This is a genomic window from Cupriavidus numazuensis (assembly GCF_905397435.1).
In the GTDB taxonomy this organism is placed as follows: domain Bacteria; phylum Pseudomonadota; class Gammaproteobacteria; order Burkholderiales; family Burkholderiaceae; genus Cupriavidus; species Cupriavidus numazuensis.
In genome coordinates, this window is the sequence record NZ_CAJPVI010000018.1 from 81,558 (window position 1) to 93,803 (window position 12,246).

Genomic DNA, 12,246 nt, shown 5'->3' on the forward strand with positions numbered 1-12,246 from the left:
TACTGCCGAGGCTTCAATCATGCAAGTAAGGCCCGGCGCATGCGGCGTGCTCAAGGTGCTGGCCAACCCGGATCGCCTGCTGCGAATGTGCCAGCTGTCGCAGGGAGAGCTTGCCGTGGGCGAACTGGAGGAACAGCTTGGCATCCGCCAGCCCGCGCTGTCCCGGCAACTGGGCGTGCTGCGCGAGAACGGCCTCGTAGCAACTGGCCTTGTGGCGGCCAGGGTGGCCGCATGATCGTATTCGAAGTCGTCGAGCGCGCAACGTCCACCATGCGGCAAGCCTGAGTGTGTCGGCATTGTCGCGGGAGATTGCGCCAGATCAAGGGCCGGCCGCACGCAAGGCGCAGTATGGATCTGCCGGCGTTATTGCTGGCAGATCCCGGGAATTTCACCCGCATCGCAAACTGGCAAGGAGCCGGCCATGCAAGCAAACGTCGGAACCCTCGACCGGACTCTCCGGATCGTCATCGGCCTGGCCCTCATCGTCCTGGCGGCAACGGGGCACATCGGGGCGTGGGGATGGATCGGCATCGTACCGCTGGCCACGGGCATCCTGCGCGTCTGTCCAGCGTATAGCCTTCTTGGCGTAAAGACGTGCCCGGCATCTACACCGGACGCCAAGTAACGCCCGGCCATCTTGCCTGAATGACAAAGCCCCGCACAAGCGGGGCTTTATCTTGCCGGGGTGTACTACTACGACGCGCCGCCAGGCGCGCCCAATTACTCCACCGTCACCGACTTCGCCAGGTTCCGCGGCTTGTCCACGTCGGTACCGCGTGCGCACGCCGTGTGGTACGCCAGCAGCTGCAGCGGCACCACGTGCAGGATCGGCGACAGGTCGCCATAGTGTTCGGGCATCCGAATCACCTGGATGCCGTCCGACGACTGGATATGCGTGTCGCTGTCGGCGAACACGTACAGACGGCCGCCGCGTGCGCGCACTTCCTGGATGTTGGACTTCAGCTTCTCGAGCAGCGCGTCGTGCGGGGCCACGGTGACCACAGGCATGGCTTCCGTCACCAGTGCGAGCGGGCCATGCTTGAGTTCGCCGGCGGGATACGCCTCGGCGTGGATGTACGAGATTTCCTTGAGCTTGAGCGCACCTTCGAGTGCGATCGGGTAGTGCATGCCGCGGCCCAGGAACAGCGCGTTTTCGCGGCGCGCGAATTCTTCCGACCACGCGATGATCTGCGGCTCCAGCGCCAGCACGCCATGCAGCGCGGCGGGCAGGTGGCGCAGGTTGGCCATGTCCTTGGCCTCGGCTTCTTCGGACAGGAAACCGCGCACCTTGGCCAGCGCCAGCGTCAGCATGTACAGCGCGGCGAGCTGGGTAGTGAAGGCCTTGGTGGACGCCACGCCGATTTCAGTGCCGGCACGCGTGAGGAAGCGCATCTCGGTCTCGCGCACCATGGCGCTGGTCGCCACGTTGCAGACCGACAGCGTATGCGTATGGCCCAGCGCGCGTGCATGGCGCAATGCAGCCATGGTGTCGGCGGTCTCGCCGGATTGCGAGATCACCACCACGAGTGCGCGCGGATTGGGCACCGTGTCGCGGTAACGGTATTCGCTGGCCACTTCGACCTGCGTGGGGATCTTCGCGATGCTTTCGAGCCAGTACTTGGCCGTGCAGCCCGAATAGTAGCTGGTACCGCAAGCCAGGATCAGCACGCTGTCGATCTCCGGGAACACCTCGGCGGCGCGATCGCCAAACAGCGTGGGCGAGATACCGTCGATGCCTTCCAGCGTGTCGCCGAGCGCGCGCGGCTGCTCGAAGATTTCCTTCTGCATGAAGTGGCGGTACGGGCCCAGGTCCACCGTGGCGGCGTGCGCCTCGACCACGCGCACTTCGCGTTCGACCGGATGGTCATGGCCGTCGTGGATGGTCACGCCGTCGCGCGTGACCTCGACGACATCGCCCTCTTCCAGGTAGATGATGCGGTTGGCCGTGCCAGCCACAGCCAGCGCGTCCGAAGCGAGGAAGGCCTCGCCGTCGCCAAGCGCCACCACCAACGGCGAGCCCGCGCGCGCGCCGACCACGCGCTCGGGCTGGTCCTTGGCGAACACGGCGATCGCGTAGGCGCCGTGCAGGCGCTTGGTCACGGCGCGCACCGATGCGAACAGGTCGCCGCGCGTGGCGCTGCTCGGATAGCAGTAGGCCTGGTGGATCAGGTGGGCGACGACCTCGGTGTCGGTCTGCGACTCGAAGCCATAGCCGACCGCGCGCAGTTCTTCGCGCAGCGGCTCGTAGTTTTCGATGATGCCGTTGTGCACTAGCGCGATGGTCTCGCCGGACAGGTGCGGGTGGGCGTTCACGGTGTCGGGCTTGCCATGCGTGGCCCAGCGCGTGTGCGCAACGCCAGTGGTGCCCGCCAGGCCCGATGCCTGCGTCTGGGCATCCAGATCGGCCACGCGCGACACCGTGCGTGCGCGCTCGACAGCGTTATCGCGCACGACGGCGACGCCGCAGGAGTCATAGCCGCGGTATTCGAGGCGGCGCAGGCCTTCGATCAGGACCGGAACGATATTGCGCGTGGAAACCGCGCCGACGATGCCACACATGGCTGTACCCCCGTGCTCGGCGCCGATGCCGGCGCCTGTTTCAATGCCGGTCGCGGCCACAGCGCCGCGCCGGAACGGCCGCAACACTGCGGCCGCCGTATTGTGTTGATCGATGGCCACCGTACATGACGTGCGCGGCCGCCGTACCGCTTACTCGCTTACTGCTTCGGCTTCTTGACCGGGCGCTGCCAGGCGTCGAGCGTCATCTGCTTGGCGCGCGACAGCGTCAGCTTGTCGGCCGGCGCTTCCTTGGTCAGCGTCGTGCCAGCGCCGATGGTCGCACCGCGGCGCACCGTCACCGGCGCAACCAGTTGCGTATCGGAGCCGATAAAGACATCGTCCTCGATCACCGTACGGAACTTGTTCGCACCGTCATAGTTGCAGGTGATGGTGCCGGCGCCAATATTCACGCGCGCGCCGACCGTGGCGTCGCCCACATAAGCCAGGTGGTTGGCCTTGCTGTGCGCGGCGACCTGCGAATTCTTCACTTCCACGAAGTTGCCAATATGGACATCTTCGCCCAGTTCGGTGCCGGGGCGCAGGCGCGCATACGGTCCGATGCGGCCGTCGGCACCGATTTTCGCACTGTCGATATGGCAGAACGGCTGTACCTGCGCGCCGGCATCGATGCTGCTGTTGCGGATCACGCAATTGGCGCCGATCTGCACACCGTCACCGAGATGCACGCGGCCTTCGAACACGCAGCCGATGTCGATGGAGACATCGCGCCCGCAAGTCAGCTCGCCCCGCACGTCGATGCGCGCCGGGTCGGCCAGCGTCACGCCGGCCTCGAGCAGGCGCTGGGCCAGGTTGCGCTGGTGGATGCGCTCGACTTCCGCCAGCTGGACCTTGCTGTTGACGCCGAGCGTCTCCCACAGCGCCGCGGGCTGGGCCGAGACGATGTCGATGCCTTCGGTCGCCGCGCGCTCGACGGTATCGGTCAGGTAGTACTCGCCTTGCGCGTTGTCGTTGCCCAGCGTCGACAGCCACCGACGCAGATGGCCAGTCGGGCACACGATGATGCCGGTGTTGATCTCGCGGATCGCGCGGATAGCCTCGCTGGCGTCCTTTTGCTCGACGATCCGCACGATACTGCCCGCGGCATCACGCACGATGCGCCCATAGCCGGTCGGATCTGGCATTTCCACGGTCAGCACGCCAAAACGCGTGTTGCCGGCTGCCTCGACCAGCGCCTTGAGCGTCGCTGCCGTGGTGAGCGGCACGTCACCATAGAGAACCAATGTGGGCTGGTTGTCGTCCAACTGAGGAAGTGCCTGCATCACCGCATGGCCGGTACCCAGTTGCTGGGCCTGTTCGGCAAAGGTGACATCATCGGCGGCGACGGCCTCGCGCACACGCTCGGCACCGTGGCCGACGACCACGACCAGCCGCGAAGGCGACAGCGTACGTGCCGTATCGATGACATGCGCGAGCATCGGGCGCCCGGCGACTGGGTGCAGGACCTTGGGCAAATCGGAATGCATCCGCTTGCCCATGCCCGCGGCGAGAATGACGATATTCACAAGGAGACCCCTTGGTGCATGTATCGGGAAATATATTCTTTAAAGCACCAGCCGGATGTTCGATAACCGGCGTTCATGGCGTTCAACAACCCGGTTTCCGCCAGCCCGGCGGTGGTGGCTTCCAGCTTTTCTGGAACCGCCGAACCCTTGCCAGGACTGGGCTTGTGGGCAATCAGCAAACCCTGGCAAGATGCGCGGCGATTTTAACATGACGGTATCTGCTCAATCCCCCCCTGTTTCCGATTCTCACAATCGCTGGCTGCGCCTGATATTGGCGATATTTGCCACGGCAATCCTTGGCGCGTGCAGCGCAATGAAGACCGGCTATCAGCAGGGCGACCGCCTGGCTTACTGGTGGGTCGACCACTACGTCGACGTCACCGACGCTCAGGAGCCGCCCACGCGCGAGGCCATTGCGCGCTTCTTCGCCTGGCACCGGCAGGCGCAGCTGCCGGAAATCGCCGGATTGCTGACGCAGGCCCGGAATCAGGTCCAGCAACCGGTTAGCACCGCGGCCATCGTGCAGATCCAGGAGGCCAGCCAGCGCCTGGCGCGGCAGTCGTTCGACCAGGCCATCCCCGATGTGGCGGACCTGCTGCTCACGCTGACCCCGGCCCAGATCGACCGGATGGAAAAGAAGTTTGACGAGGGCAACGCCAAGTACCGCAAGAAATTCCTGAGCGGCAGCGCCGAGGACCGCGAATCGGCGCGCTTTGACAAGGTAATGAGCTACGCCAAGCTGATCTACGGAAGCTTCTCGAACGAGCAGGAACAGGCCATCCACGCCGCCATGGCCCCGCTGATGCAGGGTGCCCAGGCGCGCTACGCGGAACGGCTGCGGCGGCAGGAGGACTGGCTGGCGCTGGCGCGGCAGGTCCAGCAGACGCATCCGCCCAAGGCACAGGTCGTCGAACTGCTGCGCCGCTTCGGCGACCGCTGGCAGCACCCGCAGGGCCAGGTACGCGCCGCCAGCTATGAAGCCAACAACCAGGCCGGCGTGGCGCTGGCCACGACCATCGCCAACCTCGCAACGCCCACGCAGAAGGCGCATGCCGTGGAACGCTTCCAGAAGTGGATCGACGACACGCGCAGCCTGATGCGCGAACGGCAGGGCAATACGTCCCAGGCGGCCAACAAGTAGCGCCGGCCCAATGCAAAACGCCCGCGTCACAACGCGGGCGTTTTGCTTTCCGGCGGGCCGATTATTCGATGCTGGCCTGCTGGGCCGGCGCCGACGTCTGTGGCCGCTCGAAGCGCACGAATTCCAGTCGGTTCTCGTCGCTGCTGCCGGCAAACACCAGCGGCTGCTGCGTGAACGTGGTCTCGCCGAACAGGGACGCCTCATCCACCTTGGCCAGACCCGTGGCCAGCCCCGTGAACGGGAACAGGTCAGTATCGGCCAGGTGCGACGGCACCACATTGCGCAGCGAGGCGAAGATATTGTCGATACGGCCCGGGTTCTCGCGCTCCCATGCCTGCAGCATTTCGCTAACCTTCTTGCGCTGCAGGTTCTCCTGCGAGCCGCACAGGTTGCACGGGATGATCGGGAATTCCATCGCGCGCGCATAGGCGGCAATGTCCTTCTCCGAGCAGTACGCGAGTGGCCGGATCACGATGTGCGCGCCGTCGTCCGTGGCGAGCTTGGGCGGCATGGCCTTCATCTTGCCGCCGAAAAACATGTTCAGGAAGAACGTGTTGACGATGTCGTCGCGGTGGTGGCCCAGCGCGATCTTGTTGGCGCCAAGCTCCTTGGCGGTGCGGTAGATCACGCCGCGGCGCAGGCGCGAGCACAGCGAGCACGTGGTCTTGCCCTCGGGCACCTTCTCCTTGACGATCGAGTAGGTGTCCGCCTCGACGATCACGTATTCCACGCCCGTCGACTTCAGGTACTCCGGCAGCACATGCTCCGGGAAGCCAGGCTGCTTCTGGTCCAGGTTCATCGCGATCAGCTTGAACTGGATGGGCGCGCGCTTCTGCAGCGCCATCAGGACCGACAGCATCGTGTACGAGTCCTTGCCGCCACTCATGCAGACCAGCACAGTGTCGCCGTCCTCGATCATGCCGAAGTCGCCGATGGCCTTGCCGGTTTGCGATTGCAGCCTCGTCTCGAGGCGGTAGAAGTTATTGGAGTGGCTCATGGGGCATACCTGATCGTTGCGGCCGCCCGGATGAAATGGCCGGGACGGCTCGGAAGGGCCAAGATTTTACCCGGGCCGGCTCAGTTCTGCTTGATGTGGAAGACTTCCACGCCGACCGAGTCGCAATCCGGGTAGACGTCGGGCTTCTCCGTCGACACGCGCACGGCACGCACCTTCGGGTGCTTGAGCATGGCGCGGGCCACGTCGTCGCACAGCGTTTCCTGCAGGTGCACGTGGCCCTGCGCCATGCGCTCGGCGACGGTATTGCGCATGAAATCGTAGTCGACGACTTCTTCAAGCTTGTCGGCTTGCGGCGTGCTGGCGGCCAGCGGCACGAACAGGTCGATATTGATCAGCACGCGTTGCTCGCCCTTCTTCTCGAATTCGTGCACGCCGATATTGATCTGCACTTCGTAATTACGCAGGAACATGCGGCGGCAGTCTTGCAGGCTGGGATGGGTCAGGGCGGCGAGCATGGTCATGGCAAGCGGGGAAAAGGGAATTCAGGAGGGGCCGCGCCTGGCCACGAAATGGTGTGCAGGCGCGGCAGGTGTTTACATCATTCTGTCAGGAACATCACGTCGCGCGACAGCGGCATCAGGTGCTGGCCGCCGTCGACGTAGAGCGTGGTGCCGGTCACGGCATTCGCGCAGGCGAGATAGGCCACAGCCTGGGCAATGTCCTCGGGCGTGGACGACTTGCCCAGCGGCGTGACGCGGTGCGCGCGGCGGAAGCTCTGCTCCGACTGCTCGCCCGACATCAGCGTGATGCCGGGAGCGACGCCAACCACGCGCAGGCGCGGCGCGAAGGCCTGTGCGAGCTGCACGGTGGCGGTCTGCAGCGCGGCCTTGGACAGCGTGTACGACAGGAAGTCCGGGTTCAGGTTGTCGAGCTTCTGGTCCAGCAGGTTGATCACGACGCCGCGCGGGTCCGTCACCGCATCATCGGCGGCGCTCAGTGCCTTGTACATCTCACGCGCGAGCAGCAGCGGCGCCGCAACGTTGGTGCGCATATGCGTGTCGAGCGACGCATACGAGAAACTCGTCGCCACGTCGTACTGGAACAGCGACGCGTTATTGACGAGGCAGGTCGGCACGCCCAGTTCGGCCGTGCAGGCGGCGATCAGCGTCCCCGTGGAGGCCTCGTCGGCCAGGTCGGCCTGCAGCACGGCGGCACGGCGACCGCCGGCGCGGATCTTCGCGGCCAGCGCCTCGGCCTCGTCGCGGGAACGGTGGCAGTGCACGGCCACATCCCAGCCTTGCGCGGCCAGTTCGAGCGCGATGGCACGGCCAAGCCGGCGCGCGCCGCCGGTGACGATGGCCACGCCGCGCGCGGCCGTAGCCTGCGGCTGGGCCGGCGAGGGAGCGGCGGCAGATGGATTGGTTTCGGGCATTGCTACAATCAAGGCATGCAGAAAGCCGCTAGTTTACCCCTTCCCCCCGCCGACGCGCTGGCCGCCTCCGACGCGCTGGCCACCCTGATCGGCGAAACCATCGATGCGGCCGGTGGCTGGATCGGCTTCGACCGCTACATGTCGCTGGCGCTGTACGCGCCCGGACTGGGCTACTACAGCGGCGGCGCCGCCAAGTTCGGGCGCGATGTGCGCGATGGCAGCGACTTCATCACCGCCCCGGAACTGTCCCCGTTCTTTGCGCGCACGCTCGCGCGCCAGTTCGCGCCGCTGCTGGCACAGGGCCTGCCGCGCATGCTCGAGTTCGGCGCGGGCACCGGGCGGCTGGCTGCCGACCTGCTGCTGGCGCTGGAACAGGAAGGGCAATTACCCGACACCTACGGCATCGTCGAACTGTCCGGCGAACTGCGCGCGCGCCAGCAGGATACGCTGACGCAGCGCGCGCCACACCTGGCGCCGCGCGTGCAATGGCTGGACACGCTGCCCGAACATTTCGAGGGCATCGTGGTCGGCAACGAAGTGCTGGACGCCATGCCGGTGCGGCTGTTCGCGCGCACGGGCGCGCGCTGGCATGAACGCGGCGTGGCCCGCAGCGTCGCCGGCGATGACAGCACCGCCGCGCATGCGTTCTCGTTCGAAGACCGCCTGCTCGCCGCGCAAGCGGTCCCCGACGCGCTGCATGCCATTCCCGGCGACCACGACGTCGTCACCGAAACCCACGCCGAGGCCGATGGCTTCGCGCGCGCGGTGGGCGCCATGCTCGCGCGCGGCGCCGCGTTCTTCATCGACTATGGCTTCCCGGCGAGCGAGTACTACCACCCGCAGCGCACCGGCGGCACGCTGATGTGCCACTACCGCCACCACGCGCACCCCGATCCTTTCTTCTACCCGGGGCTGCAGGACATCACCGCTCACGTCAATTTCAGCAGCATCGCCCATGCGGCTGTCGACGCCGGCCTGTCCGTGTCGGGCTTTGCCTCGCAGGCGCGCTTCCTGATGAACGCCGGCATCACCGACCTCCTGATGACGCTGGACCCGTCCGACACACGCGCTTTCCTGCCCGCCGCCAACGCCGTGCAGAAGCTGCTGTCCGAAGCCGAGATGGGCGAACTGTTCAAGGTGGTGGCGCTGACACGCGGCCTGGACGACAGCGAGCCGCTCGCAGGCTTTGCACGCGGCGACCGCTGCCACACGCTCTGAGCCGCTGCCGCCATGCTGCGCTGGACACTCACCATCTTCCTGAGCGTGGTCGTGCTGTCGGCAGCGTTGCCGTGGCTGCAGAAGCTCGGCATCGGCCGGCTGCCCGGCGACGTGCGCTTCCGGCTGTTCGGGCGCGATTACACCCTGCCGTTCGCGTCGACGATCCTGCTGTCGCTGATCGCGCTAGTGATCGGCAAGCTGCTCTAGTCGGGCATTCACCGCCGCCACGCGCGCCTCGTGCACGCGTTCCTTGATCTTGCTGACATCGTCGGCGGACGCCTTGGCGATGGCGCCGGCGTCTACGCTGGCCGCGGCATCCAGCGCCGCGAGCAGCCGCGCCCGCTGCGGATAGGTGTCCGCCTCGAAACCCTTGCGTCCGCGCTTGTCCGCCTCGCACGCGAGCAGTGCATCGGCAAAGCGGGCAGGCTTGCGCAGCGCGTCGCAGCGCTCGAGCAGGCGCGTGATCGCGGCCGCGCCGAATTCCGTGGAGCGATGGATGTTGCCGTGCTCGCGTGCCACCACCACGGCCAGGTCGCGGCAGTCATTAGGCACGCGCAGGCGCTTGCAAACGTCTTCGAGCAGTTCGACGCTGCGCGTTTCATGGCCCAGGTGGCGCGGCAGCACGTGCTCGGGCGTGGTGCCCTTGCCAAGATCATGGACCAGCGCGGCAAAGCGCACCGCGAGCGGCGTGCGCATCGCGGCGGCGCAGTCGATCACCATCATCACATGCACGCCAGTATCGATTTCGGGGTGATAGTCCGCGCGCTGCGGCACGCCCCACAACCGGTCCAGTTCGGGCAGCAGGCGCGCGAGCGCGCCGCACTGGCGCAGCACCTCGAACATGCGCGCCGGCCGCGCCTCCATCAGGCCGCGCGCCAGCTCCTGCCAGACGCGCTCGGCCACGAGTGCGTCGACTTCGCCAGCGTCGACCATCCTGCGCATCAGCGCAACGGTCTCGGGTGCGACGGTGAAGTCATGGAAGCGCGCGGCAAAGCGCGCCACGCGCAGGATGCGCACCGGGTCTTCCGCAAAGGCATCGGACACGTGCCGGAATTGCCGCGCCGCCAGATCGCGCTGGCCACCGTGCGGGTCGATGACCGGGCCGACCAGATTGCCGTCATCGCCGACGGCGCGCGCCATCGCGTTGATGGTCAGGTCGCGCCGGACCAGGTCGTCTTCGAGCGTGACATCGGGCTCGCAATAGAACGCGAAGCCCTTGTAGCCCATTGCGGTCTTGCGCTCGGTACGCGCGAGCGCATATTCCTCTTTGGTGCGCGGATGCAGGAAGACCGGAAAATCCTTGCCGACCGGCTTGTAGCCGGCGGCTTCCATGTCGGCCGGGGTGGCCCCCACCACAACATAGTCGCGGTCCTGGCTGGGCTTGCCCAGCAGTTCGTCGCGGATTGCGCCGCCGACGGCGTACACCTGCATTGTCTTGCCTCGTTGTGCTGCGCCGCCGGCGCGGCGCTCAGTGGTTGATGATTATCGCATCGGCACGATCAGGCGCCAGGCGATACGGCTCGTCGTCAGCCAGGAAATCGCGCTCTTCGCGCGCATCGGCAATCCATTCCTGCACGGCCGGCAGCTCGAGGATGAAGTCCGCATAGACTTTGGCCGCCTCCGGCAGGTGAACGCCGTACGTCGCGAAGCGGGAAACCACTGGCGCGTAATAGGCATCGGCCACCGTAAAGGCGCCGAACAGGAACGGGCCCGCGTCGCCATGGCGCGCGCGCAGATCCGTCCAGATCTGCGCGATGCGGTCCACGTCGCGTTGCACGGAGACGTTCCAGCCGCAGCCGGGCAGCACCGCGGTCACGTTCATCGGCATCTGGTTGCGCAAGTTGGTGAAGCCGGCGTGCATCTCGGCGCAGACCGAGCGCGCATGCGCGCGCGCGGCGCGGTCAGCGGGCCAGAGCGCCTTTTCGGGGAAACGCTCGGCCAGGTATTCGGCGATCGACAGCGTGTCCCACACCGCAATGTCGCCATCGATCAGCACCGGGACCTTGCCGGCCGGCGAATATTTCGCGATCTCGTCGGCAAAGCTGTCGACGAACAGCCGCACCTTCACTTCTTCGAATGCAATGCCGGCTTGGCGCATCAGCAGCCACGGGCGCAGCGACCAGGACGAGTAATTCTTGTTGCCGATGACGAGCTTCATCGCGAAATCCTTGGGGGAGGAAGGGATGGAGAAAGGCCGCCGGGCAGCGGCATTGCCTGACCGGGGCCGGCACAGCCGCCGCTTGCGGGTGGCTGTGCCGAACCGTTCATTTTGCCAGCGCGCCGTTCGCTCTCAAAGTGAAAAGGACTCGCAACGGCTGTGAATCCAGATCACATAGAGACGCAGCGTTGGCAGGCGGGTCCTCGCTACCGATGCACGCTCGCGCGCATGACCGTGAGCTGGGCATCGCGCGTGCGCCCGGCCAGCACGTCTGTCATGACGGATTCCAGCCCGACCGGATGCAGGCCGAGTTCGCTCGCCATCGGCCCGTGCAGCACGTTGTCGAACTGCATCGAATCGAGGTTGTCGCGCGAAAGCAGCGGATCGCCCGGCATGTGCTCCATCACTGCGGCCTGCACGCGAGCCAGCGCGTCGGGCAATGCGATCACCGGGCGCGGGTGCCCCGAAGCACGGCCCGCAAAGCGCACCAGTTCTTCCAGCGTGTACACCTGCGGTCCGCCGAGGTCATAGCCATGTCCGATCGTCGAGGGCGTGACCATGGCGTTGACGAAGGCCTGCACCACGTCCAGTACGTAGATCGGCTGGAAGCGCGCATGCGCGCAGGCTAGCGGCACCACCGGCGCGATCTCTTGCATGTGCGCGAACAGGTTGAGGAAGTGGTCGTCGGGACCAAAGACTACGGAGGGGCGGAAAACGGTCCAGTCCAGGCCGCTGTCGCGTACCAGGCGTTCGCCGTCGCCCTTGCTGCGCTGGTACATCGAGGGGCCGCGGCTGTCCGCGCCGAGCGCACTCATATGGAGCAGCCGGCGAACACCGGTGCGCAGGCACGAACCCACCACCTGCTCGACGATTTCGACATGGGCGGCCGCGAACTCCGGCCCATACGGATCGCCACGTTCGCCGTGCAGCACGCCAACCAGGTTGACGACAATGCCGTCCGTGCCGAGCGGGCCAATCGCGTCGTCGAGCGCCGCATTGTCGGCCAGGCCAAGTTCCACCACCTCGACACGCGGCAACAGCAGCAGATGCTGCGCATGCTCCACGTTGCGCGTGCCGATCACGATGCGTTCGGGCGCGATGGGGGAATCAGGATTGGAGCCCGGTTCCAGCGGCGCGCCGGACGCCGAGGCGGCGCCGGCCAGCCGGGAAGCGAGATGGCTGCCGATAAACCCGGCGCCACCGACGATGAGGACGTTGCTGGTCTGCATGGATGCCTCCGTGCGAGGAAAACGGCAC

At 66.3% G+C, this 12,246-nt stretch carries 13 protein-coding genes and 1 pseudogene; 5 read left to right on the forward strand and 9 right to left on the reverse strand.

Annotation, left to right across the window (positions count from 1 at the left end; translation table 11 throughout):
• Window positions 1-19 precede the first annotated feature (19 nt).
• Window positions 20-205 (forward strand): annotated as a pseudogene (locus KHO41_RS16060) (ArsR/SmtB family transcription factor); the annotation flags it as partial.
• 216 nt (window positions 206-421) lie between these two features.
• Window positions 422-625 (forward strand): YgaP family membrane protein, encoded by a 204-nt coding sequence (locus KHO41_RS16065; RefSeq protein WP_211954270.1) that lies wholly within the window; start codon window positions 422-424, stop codon window positions 623-625.
• A gap of 95 nt (window positions 626-720) precedes the next feature.
• On the opposite strand, the gene glmS is transcribed toward KHO41_RS16065, so the two are convergent.
• From glmS to KHO41_RS16080, 3 genes are all read right to left on the reverse strand, one after another.
• Window positions 721-2,559: a glutamine--fructose-6-phosphate transaminase (isomerizing) gene (gene glmS, locus KHO41_RS16070; RefSeq protein WP_211954335.1), complete on the reverse strand. Its 1,839-nt coding sequence runs from the start codon at window positions 2,557-2,559 to the stop codon at window positions 721-723.
• 158 nt (window positions 2,560-2,717) lie between these two features.
• Window positions 2,718-4,082: a bifunctional UDP-N-acetylglucosamine diphosphorylase/glucosamine-1-phosphate N-acetyltransferase GlmU gene (gene glmU, locus KHO41_RS16075; protein ID WP_211954271.1), complete on the reverse strand. Its 1,365-nt coding sequence runs from the start codon at window positions 4,080-4,082 to the stop codon at window positions 2,718-2,720.
• A complete protein-coding gene (locus KHO41_RS16080; protein WP_211954272.1) occupies window positions 4,079-4,261 on the reverse strand; it encodes a hypothetical protein in 183 nt (60 codons plus the stop codon). The genes glmU and KHO41_RS16080 overlap by 4 nt, the downstream gene beginning before the upstream one ends.
• A 134-nt stretch (window positions 4,262-4,395) precedes the next feature.
• Here KHO41_RS16080 and KHO41_RS16085 point away from each other — a divergent pair, with 134 nt between their 5' ends.
• Complete coding sequence (locus KHO41_RS16085) at window positions 4,396-5,223, forward strand: DUF6279 family lipoprotein (protein ID WP_211954273.1); 828 nt, start codon at window positions 4,396-4,398, stop codon at window positions 5,221-5,223.
• A 61-nt stretch (window positions 5,224-5,284) separates the two neighbouring features.
• On the opposite strand, the gene ttcA is transcribed toward KHO41_RS16085, so the two are convergent.
• The 3 genes from ttcA to KHO41_RS16100 form a co-directional block, all read right to left on the reverse strand.
• Window positions 5,285-6,220, reverse strand: a complete 936-nt coding sequence (ttcA, locus tag KHO41_RS16090; RefSeq protein ID WP_211954274.1) for a tRNA 2-thiocytidine(32) synthetase TtcA — start codon at window positions 6,218-6,220, stop codon at window positions 5,285-5,287.
• A gap of 80 nt (window positions 6,221-6,300) precedes the next feature.
• Entirely contained in the window at window positions 6,301-6,702 is a 402-nt protein-coding gene (locus KHO41_RS16095) for a dihydroneopterin aldolase (protein WP_011296416.1), read from the reverse strand.
• Between the two features lie 77 nt (window positions 6,703-6,779).
• Window positions 6,780-7,613 (reverse strand): SDR family oxidoreductase, encoded by an 834-nt coding sequence (locus KHO41_RS16100; RefSeq protein WP_211954275.1) that lies wholly within the window; start codon window positions 7,611-7,613, stop codon window positions 6,780-6,782.
• Between the two features lie 15 nt (window positions 7,614-7,628).
• Between KHO41_RS16100 and KHO41_RS16105 the strand changes: the two genes are divergently transcribed.
• On the forward strand, window positions 7,629-8,831 hold the full coding sequence (locus KHO41_RS16105) for a class I SAM-dependent methyltransferase (RefSeq protein WP_211954276.1): 1,203 nt from the start codon (window positions 7,629-7,631) through the stop codon (window positions 8,829-8,831).
• A 12-nt stretch (window positions 8,832-8,843) separates the two neighbouring features.
• The gene (locus KHO41_RS16110) at window positions 8,844-9,038 is read left to right on the forward strand and encodes a DUF2905 domain-containing protein (protein WP_011296413.1); all 195 of its coding nucleotides are present in this window, start codon (window positions 8,844-8,846) and stop codon (window positions 9,036-9,038) included.
• Here the strand turns inward: KHO41_RS16110 and KHO41_RS16115 are convergent.
• The 3 genes from KHO41_RS16115 to KHO41_RS16125 form a co-directional block, all read right to left on the reverse strand.
• Entirely contained in the window at window positions 9,015-10,262 is a 1,248-nt protein-coding gene (locus tag KHO41_RS16115) for a multifunctional CCA addition/repair protein (protein ID WP_211954277.1), read from the reverse strand. The genes KHO41_RS16110 and KHO41_RS16115 overlap by 24 nt on opposite strands.
• Before the next feature lie 37 nt (window positions 10,263-10,299).
• Entirely contained in the window at window positions 10,300-10,989 is a 690-nt protein-coding gene (locus KHO41_RS16120) for a glutathione S-transferase family protein (protein WP_211954278.1), read from the reverse strand.
• Between the two features lie 206 nt (window positions 10,990-11,195).
• Window positions 11,196-12,218 (reverse strand): complex I NDUFA9 subunit family protein, encoded by a 1,023-nt coding sequence (locus tag KHO41_RS16125; protein ID WP_211954279.1) that lies wholly within the window; start codon window positions 12,216-12,218, stop codon window positions 11,196-11,198.
• Between the last annotated feature and the right edge of the window lie 28 nt (window positions 12,219-12,246).

What these genes read in the sequence shown, in the direction of transcription:
- KHO41_RS16065 (WP_211954270.1), top strand. Translation starts at nt 422, where the DNA reads ATGCAAGCAAACGTCGGAACCCTCGACCGGACTCTCCGGATCGTCATC.
- glmS (WP_211954335.1), bottom strand. Translation starts at nt 2,559, where the DNA reads ATGTGTGGCATCGTCGGCGCGGTTTCCACGCGCAATATCGTTCCGGTC.
- KHO41_RS16085 (WP_211954273.1), top strand. Translation starts at nt 4,396, where the DNA reads ATGAAGACCGGCTATCAGCAGGGCGACCGCCTGGCTTACTGGTGGGTC.
- ttcA (WP_211954274.1), bottom strand. Translation starts at nt 6,220, where the DNA reads ATGAGCCACTCCAATAACTTCTACCGCCTCGAGACGAGGCTGCAATCG.
- KHO41_RS16095 (WP_011296416.1), bottom strand. Translation starts at nt 6,702, where the DNA reads ATGACCATGCTCGCCGCCCTGACCCATCCCAGCCTGCAAGACTGCCGC.
- KHO41_RS16100 (WP_211954275.1), bottom strand. Translation starts at nt 7,613, where the DNA reads ATGCCCGAAACCAATCCATCTGCCGCCGCTCCCTCGCCGGCCCAGCCG.
- KHO41_RS16105 (WP_211954276.1), top strand. Translation starts at nt 7,629, where the DNA reads ATGCAGAAAGCCGCTAGTTTACCCCTTCCCCCCGCCGACGCGCTGGCC.
- KHO41_RS16110 (WP_011296413.1), top strand. Translation starts at nt 8,844, where the DNA reads ATGCTGCGCTGGACACTCACCATCTTCCTGAGCGTGGTCGTGCTGTCG.
- KHO41_RS16115 (WP_211954277.1), bottom strand. Translation starts at nt 10,262, where the DNA reads ATGCAGGTGTACGCCGTCGGCGGCGCAATCCGCGACGAACTGCTGGGC.
- KHO41_RS16120 (WP_211954278.1), bottom strand. Translation starts at nt 10,989, where the DNA reads ATGAAGCTCGTCATCGGCAACAAGAATTACTCGTCCTGGTCGCTGCGC.
- KHO41_RS16125 (WP_211954279.1), bottom strand. Translation starts at nt 12,218, where the DNA reads ATGCAGACCAGCAACGTCCTCATCGTCGGTGGCGCCGGGTTTATCGGC.